The 19,748-nt window shown below is 50.0% G+C and carries 13 protein-coding genes; 8 read left to right on the forward strand and 5 right to left on the reverse strand.

Features of this window, described 5'->3' with window-relative positions:
• Positions 1 to 24: 24 nt before the first annotated feature.
• Positions 25 to 591 (reverse strand): helix-turn-helix domain-containing protein, encoded by a 567-nt coding sequence (locus CWE12_RS06030; RefSeq protein WP_126788772.1) that lies wholly within the window; start codon positions 589 to 591, stop codon positions 25 to 27.
• 316 nt (positions 592 to 907) lie between these two features.
• Between CWE12_RS06030 and CWE12_RS06035 the strand changes: the two genes are divergently transcribed.
• Positions 908 to 3,862: a di-heme oxidoredictase family protein gene (locus CWE12_RS06035; RefSeq protein ID WP_126788773.1), complete on the forward strand. Its 2,955-nt coding sequence runs from the start codon at positions 908 to 910 to the stop codon at positions 3,860 to 3,862.
• A 37-nt stretch (positions 3,863 to 3,899) separates the two neighbouring features.
• Here CWE12_RS06035 and CWE12_RS06040 read toward each other — a convergent pair whose 3' ends face one another.
• Together CWE12_RS06040 and CWE12_RS06045 are read right to left on the reverse strand one after the other, a co-directional pair.
• A complete protein-coding gene (locus tag CWE12_RS06040; protein ID WP_126788774.1) occupies positions 3,900 to 5,843 on the reverse strand; it encodes a hypothetical protein in 1,944 nt (647 codons plus the stop codon).
• A 137-nt stretch (positions 5,844 to 5,980) separates the two neighbouring features.
• A complete protein-coding gene (locus tag CWE12_RS06045) occupies positions 5,981 to 6,919 on the reverse strand; it encodes a LysR family transcriptional regulator (RefSeq protein WP_126788775.1) in 939 nt (312 codons plus the stop codon).
• A gap of 96 nt (positions 6,920 to 7,015) precedes the next feature.
• Here CWE12_RS06045 and CWE12_RS06050 point away from each other — a divergent pair, with 96 nt between their 5' ends.
• From CWE12_RS06050 to CWE12_RS06060, 3 genes are all read left to right on the forward strand, one after another.
• On the forward strand, positions 7,016 to 7,450 hold the full coding sequence (locus CWE12_RS06050; RefSeq protein WP_126788776.1) for a DMT family transporter: 435 nt from the start codon (positions 7,016 to 7,018) through the stop codon (positions 7,448 to 7,450).
• Between the two features lie 9 nt (positions 7,451 to 7,459).
• A complete protein-coding gene (locus CWE12_RS06055) occupies positions 7,460 to 7,921 on the forward strand; it encodes a DMT family transporter (RefSeq protein ID WP_126788777.1) in 462 nt (153 codons plus the stop codon).
• Positions 7,922 to 8,053: 132 nt separating this feature from the next.
• Positions 8,054 to 8,758, forward strand: coding sequence for a hypothetical protein (locus CWE12_RS06060; RefSeq protein WP_126788778.1), 705 nt, complete (start codon positions 8,054 to 8,056; stop codon positions 8,756 to 8,758).
• 37 nt (positions 8,759 to 8,795) lie between these two features.
• Here the strand turns inward: CWE12_RS06060 and CWE12_RS06065 are convergent, their stop codons facing one another.
• Complete coding sequence (locus tag CWE12_RS06065) at positions 8,796 to 9,353, reverse strand: YqaA family protein (RefSeq protein WP_126788779.1); 558 nt, start codon at positions 9,351 to 9,353, stop codon at positions 8,796 to 8,798.
• A 157-nt stretch (positions 9,354 to 9,510) separates the two neighbouring features.
• Between CWE12_RS06065 and CWE12_RS06070 the strand changes: the two genes are divergently transcribed.
• From CWE12_RS06070 to CWE12_RS06085, 4 genes are all read left to right on the forward strand, one after another.
• Entirely contained in the window at positions 9,511 to 10,410 is a 900-nt protein-coding gene (locus CWE12_RS06070) for a cation diffusion facilitator family transporter (RefSeq protein ID WP_126788780.1), read from the forward strand.
• A gap of 476 nt (positions 10,411 to 10,886) precedes the next feature.
• Positions 10,887 to 12,134 (forward strand): TolC family protein, encoded by a 1,248-nt coding sequence (locus tag CWE12_RS06075; RefSeq protein WP_126788781.1) that lies wholly within the window; start codon positions 10,887 to 10,889, stop codon positions 12,132 to 12,134.
• Positions 12,131 to 13,363 carry an efflux RND transporter periplasmic adaptor subunit gene (locus CWE12_RS06080; protein ID WP_126788782.1) on the forward strand — a complete coding sequence of 411 codons (1,233 nt, stop codon included), beginning with the start codon at positions 12,131 to 12,133 and terminating at the stop codon, positions 13,361 to 13,363. The genes CWE12_RS06075 and CWE12_RS06080 overlap by 4 nt, the downstream gene beginning before the upstream one ends.
• Positions 13,364 to 13,374: 11 nt before the next feature.
• The gene (locus CWE12_RS06085; RefSeq protein ID WP_126788783.1) at positions 13,375 to 16,512 is read left to right on the forward strand and encodes an efflux RND transporter permease subunit; all 3,138 of its coding nucleotides are present in this window, start codon (positions 13,375 to 13,377) and stop codon (positions 16,510 to 16,512) included.
• Positions 16,513 to 16,585: 73 nt separating this feature from the next.
• On the opposite strand, the gene CWE12_RS06090 is transcribed toward CWE12_RS06085, so the two are convergent.
• Positions 16,586 to 19,744, reverse strand: a complete 3,159-nt coding sequence (locus CWE12_RS06090) for an efflux RND transporter permease subunit (protein ID WP_126788784.1) — start codon at positions 19,742 to 19,744, stop codon at positions 16,586 to 16,588.
• Between the last annotated feature and the right edge of the window lie 4 nt (positions 19,745 to 19,748).

Below are 19,748 nucleotides of genomic sequence, written 5' to 3' on the forward strand. Positions count from 1 at the left end.
TCGTTCGCGGAACGAAGCGGCCTGCTAGCCGCTCCTTAGGAATGGAATAGCTGGGTAATAAAATTTCTGCTTTTGGATGACGGCAATGATATTGATCAGCATGATTGTTACGACAATGGGAATAACGCTCATAAAGAACAAAAACCCGTATCCCCGCACAGTCACCAGTGCCACCAACGAGAGAATAAATAGCAAAGTGCTGGTGATTTGAAAATTCACGACGGCGCGGCCATGGGTGTCGTACATGGGGTCGTCGCCGCGCTTATAGGTCCAAAGTAGCAACGGCGCAATAATATTCAGCAGAGGAACAAATCCGGCAAACGGAGAAACATGCAGCAGTAGCAGCCACTTGAGTTCGGGTGTTTGCGCTATGCCGGCATTTGGCGTCGTGAGTTGCAGCAAGTCATCTACTTCAATATCTAAAACGGCTGCTAACAGCTTTACCGTTCTCAGATGAGGCGTGACCTGCCCTTTTTCAATACGCTGAATGGTTCGCACGGTCACATTCGTACGATCCGCCAACTGCTCCTGCGAGAGGCCTTTGAGTTTGCGTTGATAAATTAATCGCTTGGCAATGTGAGAATGGTTCATAGATGCTGCTCAGCTTTTTCGCCCGTTTATTTGAATTAAACCATAGCGAAGAACCCACGACACTGTCACGACATTACGCTGTCATGTAGGTGCCATTTCTCATCCTCATACCCCAGCAAACTTCACCCGCGAGACTCTCCCACAGCAGACTTTTCCTGAGCAACGTTGGGAAGAGGTCAGTCCAGTCCAGGCTTAATTGCTAGGTATAAAGATAAAGAATAAACGATGGATTTATAGTTCCTATTATTGAATTTGGCTTGTGATTTCCCAAGCACTGAACGACATTCTGAATAGTACATACTCTGGAGTAATGGTAATGAGTGTTTGGTTTTTTGTTAAGCCAATCGTAAATAGGGACACTGCATTAGCTTGGTTGCTGGTCTGTTTTCTGGCGTTAACTACGTCGGCATGTGGTGGTGGTAGCACTGATGATGGGCCTGTCGCAACGCCACCCGAGGAAACACCGCCCCCGACTGGTTCTCTGCCAGAACCGGATTTTGAATCAGCCCCTAGCGCAAACACTCCGTCGTTGCCGAAACCGGATGGTCCCTCCTTGCCACCACCGCCCACCGAGCTTCGACTCTCTTCGAGTTATGTTAAGAGTGATCAGTCTCAGCCGATTAGCGGTCTTACGGTAAGCTCTTCAGAGGATGAAAATGCCACTAACACCCCAGATAAAGTAATCGATGGGGACTTAACTACCCGTTGGGAAAGTGCCTGGAGCGACGCTGGTGATAGTGCTGACGACGCTTGGTTGCAGTTTGATTTTGGCGCTAAAACTGCGATTGGTTATATGAAGCTTTACTGGGAAAATGCATACGCTGACGAATATGCTATTTATGTCTCTGATGATGCACAAAACTGGTACCAATTGCGTTACATCACCGGAGCTCAAGGGGGCACAGAAGAGTTTTTTAATCTCGATATTGATGTTCGCTATGTTCGTCTACAAGGTATCAACCGACACACTCAATATGGGTATTCATTGTTTGAGGTTGAATTTAAAACCCCGGGCCTCGACACCTCAATGCCAGTGCTGGATACCTCTTATGAATCTTTCCCATTAAGCGGTAGTGGTCGACAACCGTTGCCAGCCCCGGCCGAACCAGTTGAAAGCCTGAGCTTCACGTTAGCTGACGGCACTTTAGTGACCCGGTTTGGTATGGTGGGACGTTCACGTCACGCTCGAGAACGCGGTGAAGAATGGAACGAATACGGGTTTGGCCCGAATGAAACCGTTGATACGTATGGGGACCCGGTTGATCTGGGGCCTGGCGCACATCTAAATTTTGTCGCTAATTATTTTAATAATCGTACCTGGGGTGTGGAGTTTATCGACAACAGCAACGTTGCTGGTGTCACTGCCCCGGAAATTATTGTTAACCAGTATTATCAGCAAGCGCAAAAAGGCGGAGGGCACTCCTTTGTACGCCGGTTTGATGACCCGAACGTAACGGGCTTTGGCTGGATGAGCCCAGGTGATCTGCTGGATGATTCAACGTACCTTAGTGACGGGGCGCCCTGCCCGGTCGTTGAAAAACCGGCCAACGGCGTATTATTAAATCCTAGCAGCGGTTATGACGGTGTTATTGGGGCCAATGATGGCTGCAGTGTGGTATTTGACACGTACCCAGCCCATCAAGCGCTTTCTGCCAATGCCGATGGCGTATTGGTGCCAAACGGGGATACTGTGGCAGCGAGAGCGTTGAAAAAAGGCGATATTATTGAATTCACGGGCTCATTTTTTTCTACTCGTGAGGTTATGGATTCTCTTGGCGATAACGGTGGTTTTCGCTATTACACCAACGAGCTGACGTATGTTATGGGTCAGGGCTTACGCCCTTGGTATGGTGTGCAACCCAGGTTAATGAATCACCCCTTACCTGATAGTACCTTACAAGGTGGGTTGGGCTCCGTGTCTTACGATTACGCGGACAATGCTACTTTTATGTTTCAGCAGCCCCATAACCATATTGGTATGCAAAATATCCAGCGCTTTATGGAAGGGCGGCGTTGGCTACATACTAATTTATGGAGCGGCGAACATAATGAAGATGGCAATGACCGCAATGAGGCAGGTCGATTCCTGCAAGGGCCGCATTTTAATCAGTCATCCTGCTTAAGCTGCCACGTTAGCAATGGCCGCAGCGTAGCGCCGGCCCTGTTGAACCAACGGCTGGACACTATGGCAGTACGTGTTGGTGCCACCAGTAAAAATGCCAACGGTAACTACCTGCCACATCCGATTTACGGTCAGGCAGTACAGATGAACGCGCGCTCCACGACCTCAGGGGTCGTGCAAAATTGGGGTAATGCGGTAACTGTTACTGGCTTCGAAACGAAAAATGTGCAACTTGCCGATGGCACTGTGGTAGAGCTACGCAAACCTGAAATTGCCTTTGAAGGCCCGACTCCTGAAGCCTATTCATTGCGCTCAGCTCAACCATTAATCGGGATGGGCCTATTGGAAGCAATCGCAGATGAAACTATTTTAGAGCGTGTTCGCACCACTCCTGATTCCGATGGCGTTCTTGGTACCGCTAATTATGCTTACGATCCGGAAACCGGTGATGTACGCTTAGGGCGTTACGGCTGGAAAGCCTCTAAGGTTAGCCTGCGTCATCAGGTCGCGAATGCGGCTTTACTGGACATGTCTGTTACCTCATCCATTTACCCGAATCGAGACTGTTTGGCTGGCCCCAAATACTGTGATGCTGCAAGCGGAACAGAACCAGGTTTACCAGATGATGCGTTGCAGTTAATGACAGAATATCTGCATCTGCTAGCCGTACCGGCACAGCGAAGCTTGGTTAGTGGGTTTCCTGAAGGTGTGTCGCCAATGGCATATTTAGATGTTGAACCAGCACAAATAGCTCAGGGCGAGCAAATCTTTGAAGCCATCCGCTGCAATGCTTGCCATGTCAGCGAAGTGCAGACGAGCGCCCGCTCACCGTTTGATGAAGTACGCAATCAAACTATTCGACCTTATACTGACATGCTACTGCATGATATGGGCGAAGACCTGGCTGATAATTTTTCCGAAGGTCTGGCAAGCGGAAGCATGTGGCGAACGCCGGCATTATGGGGTCTGGGATACACTGAACATGTTGCTGACGGTCTACCTGTCGGGTATTTACACGATAGCCGCGCGCGCACGCTGACCGAGGCTATATTATGGCATGGCGGAGAAGCTGAGGTTATTAAAAATCGTTTCATGGACCTGCCTACAGATGAGCGTGAAGCGCTACTGGCTTTTTTGACGTCGTTGTAGCACCAGGACACCAGTAGCTGGCTCGGTTTCTCATCCGTTACAGTTCCGTTTCCACCGTGAAATCAACGATGTCCAGTTCGCCCGGATACCAGACCTCAATGGTCTCAGGTTGACCATAAAAGTAGTAGGTCTGATAGCGTGGTTCACGCTCATCAGGGACATAAACAGACTGTTCCCGCAACACGGCCAGATAACCATGCTCATCTTTGGCCATAAGTTGATAGTCAGCTATTAACGCAGTATCTTTTTTAATTGATTCGACCTCTGGCGCATTAAATACATCCAAGTCGACCGTCAAGCGATTGCCAGTAAAAGTTAATCCGCTAGGTAATTCATCAATCGCGTATTGTACTTGTCGCATGTTGGGTGCGGTGACGAGAGATATTTTGCCAGTAATACTGGCTGGACGATCCGGCCAGAGTTCAGGGTCATAATCGAGACGCGCCGCCATAAATGGCGCTTCAATGCCGCCGAAGTTGAGCTCCGACGCATAATGAATGTCGCCATCAAGGTCTGCATAAAATGCTTCAATAGCAGGGTCAATTAAGGGCTTGCCCTGATCGTCCAGAAACAGCAACATCGAGGCACTGGTTTTTATGACCCGTTTCTGCCGGTTCAACAATAGATCACTACGCAACGGCGGGTAAAACCAGGCGATCTGTTTCGGGTAATCTCCGGGCCGCAGAGAGCTTGGGTCAAACAACGTAAAGTTGCTTTGCTCAACCAGATTATCCATCTCGTCTGCAGGTAATTCGGCACGCTCCGCATTCACGCTGACACGTTTGTCGTAAACGGCCGAGGTGATGTCGAGTTCTGCCAACGCCTGTTCAACGTCGGCATCCGCTGGTACTTCAGTCACCAATTGTTGCACTGGAAGCTGCAACTGCTCTTCAATGACAGGGTTACCCTCTTCATAAATCATCAAGGTCATCCGCACTTTATCGATATCGCCATTGTAGGCACGCGCGAAATACAAACGACTGCTCTGCTCTTGGTTAAACTGCCGTTGTAGCGCTTCCAGTTCAGCACGCGCCTCATCAACGTCGACATCATTCTGTTGCGCGCGCCGAATAAGATCATGAACGACTTCATCGACCAGCGGCACTTCTGCCATGGGTCTCCGCCGTGTCGCGTGCCAGGTTAAATAGTGACCATTGCTTGCCTGTGCTTCGGCAACAACATCACGCGGGCGAAAACGCTGTCTGGCATCGTTCGTTGGGGTCCCTATGTACACCTCAAAGCGGTTATCCTGCCAGGCCTGCACGGTCAACGAGTAACCCTGTTGGGTGAGGGTTTTACCAAGATCTTCGGCGCTAAATTCAAACTCAATCATAGTACCGGGCAGTTGCGCCCTAAAATTGGCACTAACCGACTGTGGCGCCAATGGCTTCTTTGCACTGTTGAGTATGCAATACGCATCACCGCTTTTTACTACCGATTGATAGGCTCGGGCTGGATTGCTTTCGTCGAAGAATGGAAGAATATCATCATTGGCTAGCGTTGCTTTGTAGTAATGCAGCTGATAGCGAAATGGAAACTCAAAACCTGTATCAAGTTGCAGGGCTTGCTGTGAACCAAGACGTGAACAGCGCGGCTCGAAGTCGTTTTGCAACGCGGTCAGACTGCCCAAATAGGCGTTCATTAAGGCTTCGGAGTCGGCATAGTCATTCAACCGGTTTAACTCAGCCGGTTGGTATTCGGTGTTATAGGCTGGCGCATGAAAACTCATACGGTCCAAACCGCGAAAATAATTAGCGCGCTCTTCCCGCCACAGTAATTGTGCTAAATCCTGGTCAGACAGCGATTCCAATATGTCATAGTGAGCATCGTAGAGCGCTTCGCGTTGTTCGTACCACTGCACGATCTCTGCCTCAGTCATGTCCTCTACCATCACGTTATCCTGCTTGGCGGTACTCGCAATAGCACTGAATAGTAGCGGGGTGCATACAGCTACGGTAAGGATGATTTTCAAAGCGCCCATCAGCGAGTTCCTTGATCCGGTCAATTGTGGATTTGCTCTGAAAAGACTATCAGGTAAGCCGAATAAGTGACATCAGAAATAACTTAGAAACCGTTAATTTACAATGTGTTAACAGATATTTTCGGATGCCTGATTGGCTATTCGCTGTATTGCCAGTACGGCGGCGAACCAAACACCGTAACGAAGTAGTCAATGACCGCCCTGACATTGAGCGGCTGGTGCCTCGAATCAGGATAAATAGCCGCAATATATTGCGGCGTGGTTTTAATCGCGGTAGGCAGGTCTTTAAGTAACTTCACCAAACTCCCATTTTTTAAATAGTCACCGATGAGCCAGTCCGGAAAAAGCACAATGCCGGTACCATTTAGTGCAGATGTGAGTAAGGTCTCTGCATTGTTGGACGCTAAAATGGGGTCAACCATCTGCTGTTCCCAGGCTCCATTGGGTGCCTTAAAAAGCCAACGGTTCGGCCCTGACGAGCCGCTATAGACCAGACAGTTATGTTGGGTTAAGTCCTCTGGAGCTTCAGGTTGCCCATGCATTTTCACATACTCTGGGCTCGCCGCCAGATGGTAAACCTGGTTTCCTAAAACCCGCGCATGCAGGGATGAATCATTCAGTGTATCAATACGAAAAATAACATCCGCAGGCTCGAGATGTGGGTCGATATAGTCATCAGTTAGCGTTAGTTCAACACGAAGTTTGGGATGGCGCAGGAATAGCCCCGGTAACCAGGGCGCGAGGTGCCGCTGGCCAAAAAAGACAGGCGCATTTATTCTGACAACCCCTTCAGGCTCCTCCTTTCGGTCCTGCAGTTTATTGCGTACATCAAGCAACTGCTCGCTCGTCTCACGAGCAAATTCGATAAACAGGCGAGCCGCCTCGGTTGGAATAATCGCTCGGGTATTGCGATAGAACAGTTGCTGCCCTAATGCGTCCTCTAATTGCTGGATCACACGCGAAACCATCGAGGGCGAGACCCCTTCCCGTCTTGCCACGACTGAAAAGCTTTTGCTGTCGTACACGGCAATAAAAAACTTCAGTGCTCTGATGTTGATTGCGTTAACTGAATTCATTTGTGCAATATTCGCAAAGGTGTTTAGTGCACTTTCCCATTTTTCAGTTGATGAGTCTAGGGTAGGCTGCTCCTCTTGAAACGTAAGGAGTAGCGTATGCAAATTATCATGGTTTTATTGACGGTACTGGCCGGCATGGGACTTTCAGTCGAAGCCGGTCTGCTTGGACCGCTTGGAGAACAGGTCGGAAAGCTCTGGGCGACATTCAGCATTTTCGGAGTTGGTGCCGCATTGACCTTCCTCCTCATGCTGTTTTTCAGTCCACGCAACAGCCCGTCGTTCTCATCGCAGCCCGCGTGGACGCTTTCAGGTGGCTTGCTAGGACCTGTCTATGTCGTCGCACTGACCGTAACTGTTCCTGTGATTGGCATTGCCATGACTATGATCGGGATTCTGGTCGGGCAAATTACCAAGAGCTTTCTCATTGACCACTATGGTCTGTTCGGTACACCGCCACGCAAAGTCGACCGCAGACGCATCGCCGCTTTGTGTTTCATTATTGTCGCTCTCGCTCTCATGGCTCTCGATTAAGGAACTTTTATGACTTTAATAATGATTATTATCGCCATTGCAGGCGGTGCAGCACTTAGTATTCAGGCCGCCGTAAACGGCGAGTTAGGCAGTAAAGTCGGCGTCTTCAGAAGTGCCTTTTTGACCTTCCTCCTGGGCGCCATTATTACCGGGTTGCTTATCTTTTATTTTGAACCCAGCTACGCAACGACACTGGCAGATGTGCCGAAATGGCAATTACTCGGTGCTTTATGCGGAGTTCCCTACATTGTCATCATGGTGATGGCCGTACAGAAAATTGGCACCGCCGTCGCGACAGTGGCGGTTATCTTCGGTCAACTCGCAATGAGCATTCTGATTGACACCCTTGGCTGGTTTGGTAACTCAGAAGTAACCCTATCGCTTTCACGACTTGGCGCTGTGCTTTGCCTGGGCATTGCTTTGTATTTCATACATTCGAGTATTAAAAACGAGAAAAAGAGCCTGGCTTAGGACACGGACGGGTATGCCGTTTGCCTTCGCGCATAAACGACACTAAATTAAAGTAGTCTTGAAAGTATCGAGCTAAGATCGGCGAGCCCAGCAGCAATGCCGTGTAGCTCGCAGGCGAAAGAGGAACCTAGTATGGATTTTTCTTCTCTCGACTACCGCCTTATTTCTACTATTGCCTCGGTGGTAATGACGCTCGCCTGGGTTGCTTATCTGCACCTTGCCCTCACTCAGTATATGCGGGCCAATCGTCCTTTTTTAGTGATTCAGCATGCGCATGAAAACGATCCATCGGCGCTGTGCCTGTTTGTGAACCTGAGCAAGGAGCCTGTTCACCTACAGGCGGTCATTGCCCGGGTTCATAGAGGCGATGATTGTACGTCGTATCGAATTACAAATTATGAACGCATCACGGCCACCGAACAGCATGTTCAGTCAAAACTGCGGCAGGGGCCGATTCAACCGGGCGGATACCTGGTGTTAGGCTCCTTTGCTGATATCATGCTTGGCAATCAGTCGGCGGACGAAAGCAGCAACGAATCGACGACTGACCAGCTTTCGCAAATTGATAGCCTCGAGCTGTGTGTGGCTGTGGTATACGCATCCAAGAAACACCACATTGGTGCTCGACGACACTTTTTCCTCGAGCACCTCGACGAAAAAACTAAAATTCACGCCTACAGTATTTTCACTGAGCAACTTGTACGCCGCAAGCACCGCCATACGGTAAGAGAATGGGTCAAGGCCGGAGTTGACCCCTGGCAGGAACAGGACACTGCAGACGAGAGTCAAAGCCAGTCCAGCTCGTCGATAGATAAAACATCGAACCGAGGAACGTAGAGAAGAACTCTCCGCATTATGCGAAGGTATTGAAAAGCTACCACAGTAATACCACCACCGCGGTCAGCCCTATAACGGCGAGTACTTTATAGCGCTTAATTAAAGCCTCGGCCTTATTACCAGCAATATAGACCACCGCAGCCAGGCCAAAATAACGAACAGAACGGGCAACCGCTGTAGCAAGCACGAAGTAAAGTAGCGAAAATTTGGTAGCACCTGCTGCCAGCATGGCTATCTGAAACGGCACCGGGGAAATCCCCACGGTCATTACGAACCAGAACCCCTGACTTTGCATCTGCTGCTTAACCCGATCAAACTGCTCCTGATTGGAGAATGTTTGAATGAACCAGTCGCCAACCAGGTCAAACAGAAAATACCCCATGGCATACCCGAAAACAGCACCAACTATGCACCCAAGGGTCGCCATTAAGGCAATCAGCCACAGGCGCTCACGCCGCGCCTGCATCAGAGGGATAAGCATCGCCTCCAAAGGCACGGGGACTATCGTAGACTCAAGAAAAGACGCTAGCGTAATGCCCGTCAGCATGTTCTTTGAATGAATCATCTTGTGTGTCTTTTCTTTGATCCTACCCATAGTCTCGCCTTTTCCTGAGTGTCGTACCGAAGCCCACCCTGTTCCAATGCCGAAAAGATATGGTGCACAGGTTTTTTGGGAAACGGTTGTAGTACTAAGTGTATTGTCAGTACTCTAGTCCTGATTTTCAAAATAAAGAATCAAGAAGGTATTTGCCATGGGACATAATCACCAACATGGTCATGATCATTCGAAGGATATACCCTCATCCCGCCTAGGCTGGGCATTTTTCCTTAATTTTGCTTTTACTATTATTGAGTTTATCGGCGGTGCCCTTACTAATAGCACCGCCATCTTAGCCGATGCGGTTCATGACCTCGGTGACAGCCTCTCGCTAGGGCTAGCCTGGATACTGAATAAGCTGGGTAGCAAGCCAGCCAGTCAAGAATTTACCTACGGTTACAAGCGCTTAAACCTTGCAGGCGCGTTCATTAACGCGGCAATACTGATCGCCGGTTCCGCCTGGGTGTTAGTTGAAGCCATTCCACGGTTGTGGGATCCGCAAATGCCTGTTGCTGACGGCATGATTGCCCTGGCGGTGTTGGGTATTACTGTGAATGGTTTCGCGGCTTATAAACTTTCGCGGGGGAAAACGCTCAACGAGCGCATCATTAACTGGCACCTGTTAGAGGACGTCTTAGGCTGGGTCGCTGTGCTGATAGTGGGTATAGTATTGCTGTTTGTTGACTGGCCCGTTCTTGACCCTATCCTTTCTATAGGCTTTACGCTATTTATACTCGTCAATGTGCTTCGCAATCTATGGTCTACTCTGAAACTCTTCATTCAGGCCGTTCCGGATCAAAAAACATATCAGGAAGTTGCTGAGTCATTAAAACGACTACCAAACGTATCCGATGTCCACCATCTGCACTTCTGGTCTCTCGATGGGGAATCCCATGTACTAACCGCACATTTGGTATTATCAGGAAACCTGGAAATCGACGACCTTGATGCTTTAAAAAAGAACATTGACAAAGCGTTAGCAAAATACCAGCTCAGCCACACCACAATTGAACTTGAGCACCCTGATGAAACCTGTCGCGATGCTAACGCATAGCTTTAAGCTACGTTGGGAGCCATTAGCCATTGAGTTTACTGGCGTCTGCCTGTTACTCTTAAGTACGATCCCGGTTGTATCCACAGGTAGCTAGCTTGTCAAAACTTGTCTGGTCATTGGTTATGGTTATGCTTCTTCACAGTTTTTTCACCTGTGCGGTTGCGGCTGGGCACGTTGAGGATACTCAGCATACATTCGATTATGCGTATCAAAACCACAGCCACACTGACCACGACACGAGCTCACCTGAAAGCCCCGATCTGAATCATGAACATCAATTTCACTCCCATGTAAGCTGCATTATCGGCTACGCGGCATTGCGTTCGGAAGGACCTTCACCAGCACCCGCGATAGCGCACATAGATCTAACGTTCGACAGTAACGATCACCAACCACCTGTCCCCCCACCGAACTTTTAATCTTCACCCTTAAAATCTGTGCGTTACGCACAATCATTTTTATTGTGGAGATGAATCATGAAATTAGTCTATTTCGTGATTGCTGTATTAGTGGGTTCACTGGTTGTGCCCCTTTCAGCAATCGCAAATGAGTTGACCTTGCGGGATGCCTTAGAAAGAGCGGTGCAAGACAATCCGGGGTTACAAACGTACCCGTATCAACAACGGATGGCTGAAGCAGAAAAACTGCAGGCATCTTTAACGCCTAATCCAACACTTGGCATTGAGCTCGAAAATATTGTTGGTAGCGCCAGCAACCGGGGAATTGACAACGCCGAGGCGACTTTATCATTTAGCCAGTTGGTTGAGCTGGGCGATAAGCGGAGTCGACGCGTTGACGTTGCATCTGCTGAACAGCAGCAACTTGATGCTGAATTTAACTACGAAAAAGTTGAAGTTCTGGCTGAGACCGCCCGTCGTTTCTATGAACTTGTTCTTTTGCAGGCGCTGGCGAACTGGAGTCAGCAACAAGAGCTACGGCTGGAAGATGCACTTGATATAGCGACAGAGCGCGTGGAGTCTGGTGCGGTACCGCCTTCGGAAGTTACCCGCATTCGCCTGCAACAACGTCAAACTGTTGCCAATTCAGAAGAAATAACCGGAAAAATTGCGCAAGCTAAATCCAATCTCAGTGCCATGTGGGCTGCAGAGCCTCACTTTTCCCGGGTTGTCGGCGAGTTTGACGACTCTATTCATTTGCCTTCAACAGCGGATGTTGAAAGCGCAGTGAATCAAGCCCCGGAATTTCTCCGCCTGGTTGACTCAGAACGCTTGTTGGCAGCTAAAGCGAACGCATTGGAAGCAGCTTCAGTCACCGACTTAACACTTGGAGTTGGCGTCCGTTACAACAACCAGTTCAATGAGTCGAGCCTGGTTCTTCAGGCATCTATGCCACTTCAGCTGACCAACCCCAATCAAGGCTTAGTTCGATCGAACCAGGCTGAGAGGAACTTGCTCCTCGACCAGCAACGCATAGTGCGCGAACAACTGCGAGTTTATACCCGCGCTATCTTGGCGCGGTTGCAAATGAATCAAAACTATCTGGAGCGTATTCAACTCGATTTGCTGCCGCTTGCTCAGCAATTAGAGCAAGAGACCACCGCTGGTTACGTTAAAGGTATTCATAACCTCTTGATAGTGCTTGATGCGCAAGAAGAACTCGCACAGCTGGAGTATGAGCAAATTAATCGCCGTTACGCTATTTACCAAGACATTCTTGAGCTTGAGCGAATGACAGGGCAATCATTTTTGGAATCCGCATTATGAACCTTATTAAATCAATTTTTATCCTCCTAAACCTGTTCATTGGGTTAGCCGTAACACAACCGACTTACGCTTCAGCTGAATCCAGTCATGGACATTCAGAAACAGACGTAAATGGGCCTAACGGCGGAACACTGCTCACTGAAGGCGACTTCGCGGTTGAAATAACCATATTTGAATCAGGCATTTCACCGGAAATGCGCGTTTATGCCTATTCGGGAGGTGAACTTATCAATCCTGCGCAGGTAGAGCTTGAAGTGGTACTTCACCGGCTGGGCAAGGTCAACGATACTCTTAACTTTACGCCTGAAGACGATTACCTGGTTAGCAATAGCCCTGTCACTGAGCCGCATTCCTACGAAGTCTCTGTTAGCGCGTCTACTCAACACAATCGGGGCGAATGGCATTACGAAAGTTTTGAGGGACGAACAACCCTCCCGGACCGGATAATCGAAGAGGCCGGTATTCAGGTGGAAAGAGCGGTACCAAGAACATTGAAGTTCAAAGACCGGTTATTTGGTGTGGTCGCGCCTGTAAGCGGGCAGATGGCGAGCGTAACAGCAACATACCGGGGCACAGTGTCCGATGTCCTGGTCACTGTCGGCGAGCAAGTGGCAGAAGGGCAGACGTTGGCCAGGGTCATCAATGCGGGCAGCGGTGCCAGTTATGAAGTGGTCAGCCCAATTGCCGGCGAGGTGACTGAGCGGTTCATTACCGCGGGTGAAGTTGCCAATCAGCAAGTGCTCTTTGAAATAGTGGATTTATCCAGTGTTTGGGTGGAGCTTTCAGCATTTCCTGAGAACATCGAAAAACTGAAAGTAGGGTTACAGGCGGAGGTATTTGACTTACATCAACATGAGCGCGTCAGCGGAGAGATTATCTATATTGCACCTGTGATGACAGGTGGACACATCGCACGGGCTCGTGTGCTGATCGACAATGACCACGGCCACTGGCGTCCTGGAATGCATGTTCAGGCAGATGTGACCACTGGCGAGAGAAACGTGGCGTTGGCAGTAAACGTCGACGCCGTGCAAACCTTTCGCGATAGGCAGGTAGTCTTTGCTCAATATGGCAATACCTTTGAGGTGCGGATGCTTGAGCTGGGTGATAGCGACGGCGCCTATATCGAAGTAAAAGACGGCTTAGCGCCCAATACACCCTATGTGTATGGCAATAGCTATTTATTGAAAGCCGATGTGCTGAAAGACGGCGCAAGTCACGACCACTAGAGGGCGAACTTATGATTGATTCATTTATCCGTTTCGCTATTCAACGCCGTTGGCTGGTGATTGCGGCAACATTGCTTGTTGCAGGACTTGGCGTTTATAGCACCTTAAAACTGCCAATTGATGCGGTCCCTGACATTACAAATGTTCAGGTACAAATAAATACTGAAGCTGCGGGCTATTCCCCATTAGAAACAGAACAGCGTATTACCTACTCGGTGGAGAATGCCATGGCCGGTATTCCTGATCTTGATTACACACGGTCTATATCACGTTACGGGCTGTCGCAAGTGACCGTGGTGTTCGAGGAAGGTACTGACATTTATTGGGCACGGCAGCAAATTAGCGAACGCTTACAGATGGTTCGCAGTGAATTACCAGACGATGTTGAGCCAGCCCTTGGACCCATCGCTAGCGGGTTGGGTGAAATATTCACCTATATTGTGCGAGCGGAGCCGGGATCCCGGGACGAACAGGGCCGGCCTTATACCGCCGAATCCCTGCGTACGCTGCAAGACTGGGTGATACGTCCCCAATTAGTGAAAGTGCCAGGGGTTACTGAAATCAATACCGTCGGTGGCTATGAGCGCGAGTATCAGGTGGCACCTAATCCCGGCAACATGTTGGCTTACAAAGTCTCTGTCGCTGATATTTTCAAAGCTTTGCAGTTAAACAATGACAATGCCGGGGCCGGTTATATCGAGCGAAATGGTGAGCAGTGGTTGGTGCGCTCACCTGGGCAGCTAGCATCTCTGGACGATATTGGCGACGTGGTGATCACCAAACGTGATGATGCGCCAGTGCGAGTAAGAGATGTTGCTGAGGTCTATTTTGGTAAAGAGCTGCGTACTGGTGCTGCCACTGCAGATGGTGAAGAAGTAGTGCTTGGCACCGCTATGATGCTAATCGGTGAAAACAGCCGTATTGTCTCAGAAGCAGTTGCTGAACGATTGCAAGAGGTGCAACTGAGTCTCCCTGACGGGATAACCGTGGAGCCGGTCTATAACCGCACGACCTTAGTAGAAAAGACAATTGCGACAGTTGAAAAAAACCTTTTCGAAGGCGCGGTATTGGTCATGGTGGTGCTGTTCCTGCTGTTAGGAAATATGCGCGCAGCCCTTATTACTGCGCTGGTAATCCCGTTAAGTATGCTGTTCGCAGTTACCGGAATGACGGCCAATCGCGTTTCCGGCAACTTGATGAGCCTAGGCGCAATCGATTTCGGCATTATTGTTGATGGTGCCGTTATTGTTGTTGAGAACGCACTGCGTCGCCTTGGCCTGGCGCAAAAGCGATTGGGCCGACTACTAACCACCAAAGAACGGTTAAACGAGGTTTTTGAAAGCACACGCGAAGTTTTTAACCCCGCAGTTTTTGGTGTGCTTATCATCATGCTGGTGTATTTGCCGATATTCGCACTCAGTGGTGTCGAAGGTAAAATGTTCCACCCAATGGCGTTTACTGTGGTATTTGCTCTGTTGGGCGCTCTCATTTTATCGATGACCTTTGTGCCCGCAGCGATTGCCATTTTCGTCAAGGGGAAGGTGAACCACGAAGAAAACCGCATTATGCGGGGGGCTCGTCGGTTGTATGAACCGCTCTTAAGGGTAACGCTCAAGCAACCCTTACTCATCATTGTTATCGGGTTTAGTTTATTTATTGGTTCGCTCTATCAAGCATCAAAAATGGGCACCGAATTTCTGCCCCAGTTGGATGAAGGGGATGTTGCTATGCATGCACTCCGAATTCCGGGGACAGGATTACAGCAGTCCGTCGATATGCAATTGCAGCTTGAGTCAGTCATTGCTGAATTCGATGAAGTAAAGCGGGTCTTTTCGAAAATAGGTACACCGGATGTCGCCACAGACCCGATGCCACCGAGCGTGGCGGATACCTTTATTATTCTGAAACCCCGGGATGAATGGGCTGATTCGTCGAAAACGAAAGATCAGTTCTTAGCTGAACTGCGTGAGGCAGTTGAACAACTGCCCGGGAATAAGTATGAGTTCACGCAGCCTATCGAGATGCGATTCAACGAGCTTATTGCAGGCGTTCGGGCTGATTTAGCGGTGCGTATTTACGGTGATGATCTTGAACAACTTAAAAGACTGGGCGATGAGGCGGTGCAGATCATCCAGGGGGTTAGCGGTGCGGTCGACGTTCGTGCTGAACAAATGACTGGCTTACCCACGTTGTCTATTTCCCCGCAACGTGATCATCTGGCGCTCTTAGGCTTGACGGTTCATGACGTGCAACGGGCAGTGCAAAGCGCTGTTGGTGGTCTCGAAGCGGGCACTATTTTCGAGGGTGACAAACGGTTTCGACTTATGCTCCGCCTGGATCAATCCTGGCGCTCAGATATAAACTCATTGAGGCGTCTGCCCGTCGCTGTTCCCGAAGCGGACAATCCGGAGCTTCAGTATGTGCCGCTTGGTGAAATTGCCGACGTTGAACTGACCGTTGGGCCGAATCAAATCAATCGCGAGAGCGGCAAACGTAATATGGTTGTCAGTGCCAATGTGGCTGACCGTGATCTTGGCTCATTTGTCGGTGCCATACAGGAGCAGTTGCAATCTGACTTGTCGCTTCCTGCGGGATACTGGATTGACTACGGCGGCACATTCGAGCAATTGCAATCAGCATCGCAACGGCTGGCGATCGTGGTTCCACTAACACTGCTGCTAATTTTTGGACTGCTATACAGTGCCTTTAACTCACTGAGCAATGCGTTGATTATATTCACTGGTGTGCCACTGGCCCTAACTGGCGGTATTCTGGCGCTCACATTGAGAGGAATGCCGCTGTCAATTTCCGCCGCTGTCGGCTTTATTGCGCTATCCGGTGTTGCGGTGCTAAACGGCGTGGTGATGTTGTCGTTTATTCAGCAGCTACGAGACGGCGGCAAGACCATCATGGAGGCTGTGTTTGAAGGTGCACGCCAAAGGCTGCGGCCAGTACTCATGACCGCCCTGGTCGCTAGTTTTGGTTTTATACCCATGGCTTTCAATACAGGTACTGGCGCTGAAGTACAACGGCCGCTGGCGACCGTTGTGATTGGTGGGATTGTTTCTTCAACACTGCTGACCCTGGTCGTCCTTCCTGCGCTGTATCTACTTATTAATAAGTTACGGCGAGTGGCCTCTTCATCCTGATCCGCTGAAAACCAGGTAGGCGTTGAGCCGCTTCAAGCACACACGACCCTGTGGTCGTGTGTGCTTCCTCTGGCTAACTGGTAGTCGAAGACTCCTCCAGCCGCTCCCGGCGTCGGAAAATGCGGCCGAACAGCCGGGCTAACAGCCCTTTCAAATCGTCGAGGATCAGATACAGACAAGGTACCAGCAGCAGGGTAATCATGGTGGCAAAAAGCACTGCAAAGGCGAGTGAAATAGCCATCGGGATTACGAACTGCGCCTGCAGGCTCTTCTCAAACATAATCGGCAGCAGGCCGAAGAAGGTGGTCAGTGAAGTCAGGATAATCGCCCGGAAGCGTTTTCTACCGGCACCCATGACTGACTCATACATAGACAGGCCCTGGCTGCGTGCATAGTTTACGTACGAGGTCAGTACCAGACTGTCGTTGATAACCACACCAGCAGCCGCAATAATGCCGAAGAAAGACATCATCGATAGGTCATAACCGAGAATGAAGTGCCCCCAGACGGCGCCGATCATGCCGAACGGTATCACCGACATCACAATCAGCGGCTGCGAGTAGCTTTTCAGTGGAATCGCCAACAGGATAAAGACAGCCAGTAAACCAGCGACAAAGAACATCACCATCTCAGCTGCCTGTTGTTGTTGCTCAGCAAAATCCCCACCCAGCTCTGTTCTTACCCCGGGGAAGCGCTCGAGTAGTTCAGGCATAAGGTTCTCGCTTACGGCCGTCGCAACCTCACCGCTGGTCGTCACCGCCTGGTCGACACTGCCGAAAACGCGCACCGTACGGAACCCTGATTCACGGTTGACCCGGGCAACACCTGGCACTTCCTCCAGCTGAGCCACGTCACCAAGCATCACAAAGTCACCATTATCTAAACGAATACGGGTGTATTCCAGCTCCGAAATTTGTTCGCGGTTTTCACGTGGATAACGCACCATCACCCGTACTTCATCGCCGTCGCGGATCATACGCTGAGCTTCTGCCCCATAAAAACCGTGGCCAACCTGAGCGACAATTGCGGCTGGTGTCAGACCTAGTTGGTGAGCCCTTGGTTTTAGCGCAATATTGAATTCCCGGGCCGAACTATCAATGGTTGAACTAATATCAATAAACCCTGGAATACGGCGCAGTTCAGCCGCCAGCCAGTTACCAGCATCATTCAACTGATCCAGATCACGACCAAACAGACGATATCCTAAATCACCATCGCCTCCCCCTGACGTCACCGAATCATAAATTGTTAACTCACGCAGCCCGGCGATCTCTGGCATGGCTTCACGCCAGCGGCGGGACAATTCAAACGAGTTATACGGCCGGTCGTCTTCCGCTACCAGGGTCATAAGTATACGCCCCTGAGTCTGGCCATTGAGGAAAGCCAGTATATTGACCATCATTGGCTGACCAAACTCTTCCTGACTTTCCGCTTCGACCTGATGAAACATTTGCTCAAGCGACTGCAACGCGGCCAGCGTTTGCTGCTCCGACGCGCTCTGATTCATTTCAAAGTTTATCGACGGGTAATCATGGGACACTTTCGGCTGCCCCACATTCCGCACATGGCCTGAGGTAATCAGGCTCATACTGATAATGAATAAGGCTACGAACACCGCGAAGGTCATATAACGATGAGAGATACAGCGGTTTAATAACGGCTGATACACATTGTTTATAAAAGCCTGGAAGCGTCGGTTAAAGCGGGCACGGATATCATTTTCTTTGAGTGGCTTGAGCTTGGTGTGCGCAAGGTGAGCAGGCAATATCAGCTTTGACTCAATCAAGCTAAACACAAGACAGAGAATGACCACCCCGGCCAACGGTTTAAAGAAAGCCGCTTCCATGCCCTGAGTCATAAGGAAAGGCGCAAATACCGCTATCGTCGTAAGCACACCAAAGGTGGCGGGCACCGCTACGTGCTGCGCTCCCCGCACCACATTATCAACGCTGTGCCCGTTCACCTCGGTTTCAGCATAAGCACTTTCCCCGGTCACTATGGCATCGTCGACCACAATACCCAGCACCATAATAAACGCGAACAGCGAAATAATATTAATGCTGATACTAAAGAATGGCATTAACCAGAACGCACCTAAAAAGGCAACCGGCAGGCCCAGCATGACCCAAAACGCGACCCGCATGCGTAAAAACAGCATCAGCATCAGGAACACCAGGACACCACCCTGCAGCATATTGGTCAGCATCATAGTCAGCCGCCCATTGAGGTAGTAGGTCATGTCAACCAGTACATTCAGCTCAAAACCAGGCGGCAGATCGGTATTTTTCCATTCCACATAGTCATTCACCGCACCCGCTACATCTGGCAACGACTGCGAGCTGCTTGCGTTTATTGCCATATATGCTGAAGGCTGACCGTTATAGCGCATGTAGTTAATACGCTCTTCAAAGCCGTCATGAATGGTGGCGATATCACCCAGGTACACGATTTCGCCCTGGTTACCGACAATCACCGGAATCTGCGCGAAATCATCGCCTCGGTATGCCCGCTGTTCAGAACGAATCGCAATCATGCCCGATTCGGTGCGTATATTACCGGCCGACAAATTATCCGAATACTGGCGGATCGCGGTGGCTACATCCTGCAGCGTAATCGCGTATCGACGCAGTGTTTCAGGAGCAACTTCAACCCCGATCTCCCAGGCTGGCATGCTATTGAAGTCGACAAAACTGACATTGTTCAGTTGCAGCAGTTCGCGCTCGATATCCCGTCCCATTTCTTTTAGCTCAATGGGGTTGTCACTGCCGGTGAGTACCAGTTCTACCGCCTGCTGACGAAACTCTACCTGGTAAATGGTCAAAGGCTCCATGCCCGCAGGAAAGGTAGCTATTGAATCGATATTTAACTTCACCTGGTCCAGACGCTGGCTTATATCTTCGCCTTCATCCAATTCGATAGAGACCTGCCCGCCACCACGCCAGGCCACGCTGCGAACGCGTTTAATGCCTTCGACGTCCTGCAGTGCCTCTTCTACCTTAATCAGGATGCCTTCTTCAATTTCCTGTGGCGCGGCACCGCGGAAAACACTATTCACATGAATATAGTTAACTTCCATTTGCGGAAACATCTGCCGCTGCGCTGTCGCATAACCAATCAGGCCCAGCACGATGATAAACACCATCAATAAGTTGGCTGCCACCGGGTTATTGGCAAACCAGGCAATAATACCAGTGGGCCGCGGCTGGTCCTGAGTCACATGGTCCTGAGTCATCGGT

Origin of the sequence: Aliidiomarina sedimenti, assembly GCF_003986955.1 — a bacterium.
In the GTDB taxonomy this organism is placed as follows: Bacteria; Pseudomonadota; Gammaproteobacteria; order Enterobacterales; family Alteromonadaceae; genus Aliidiomarina; species Aliidiomarina sedimenti.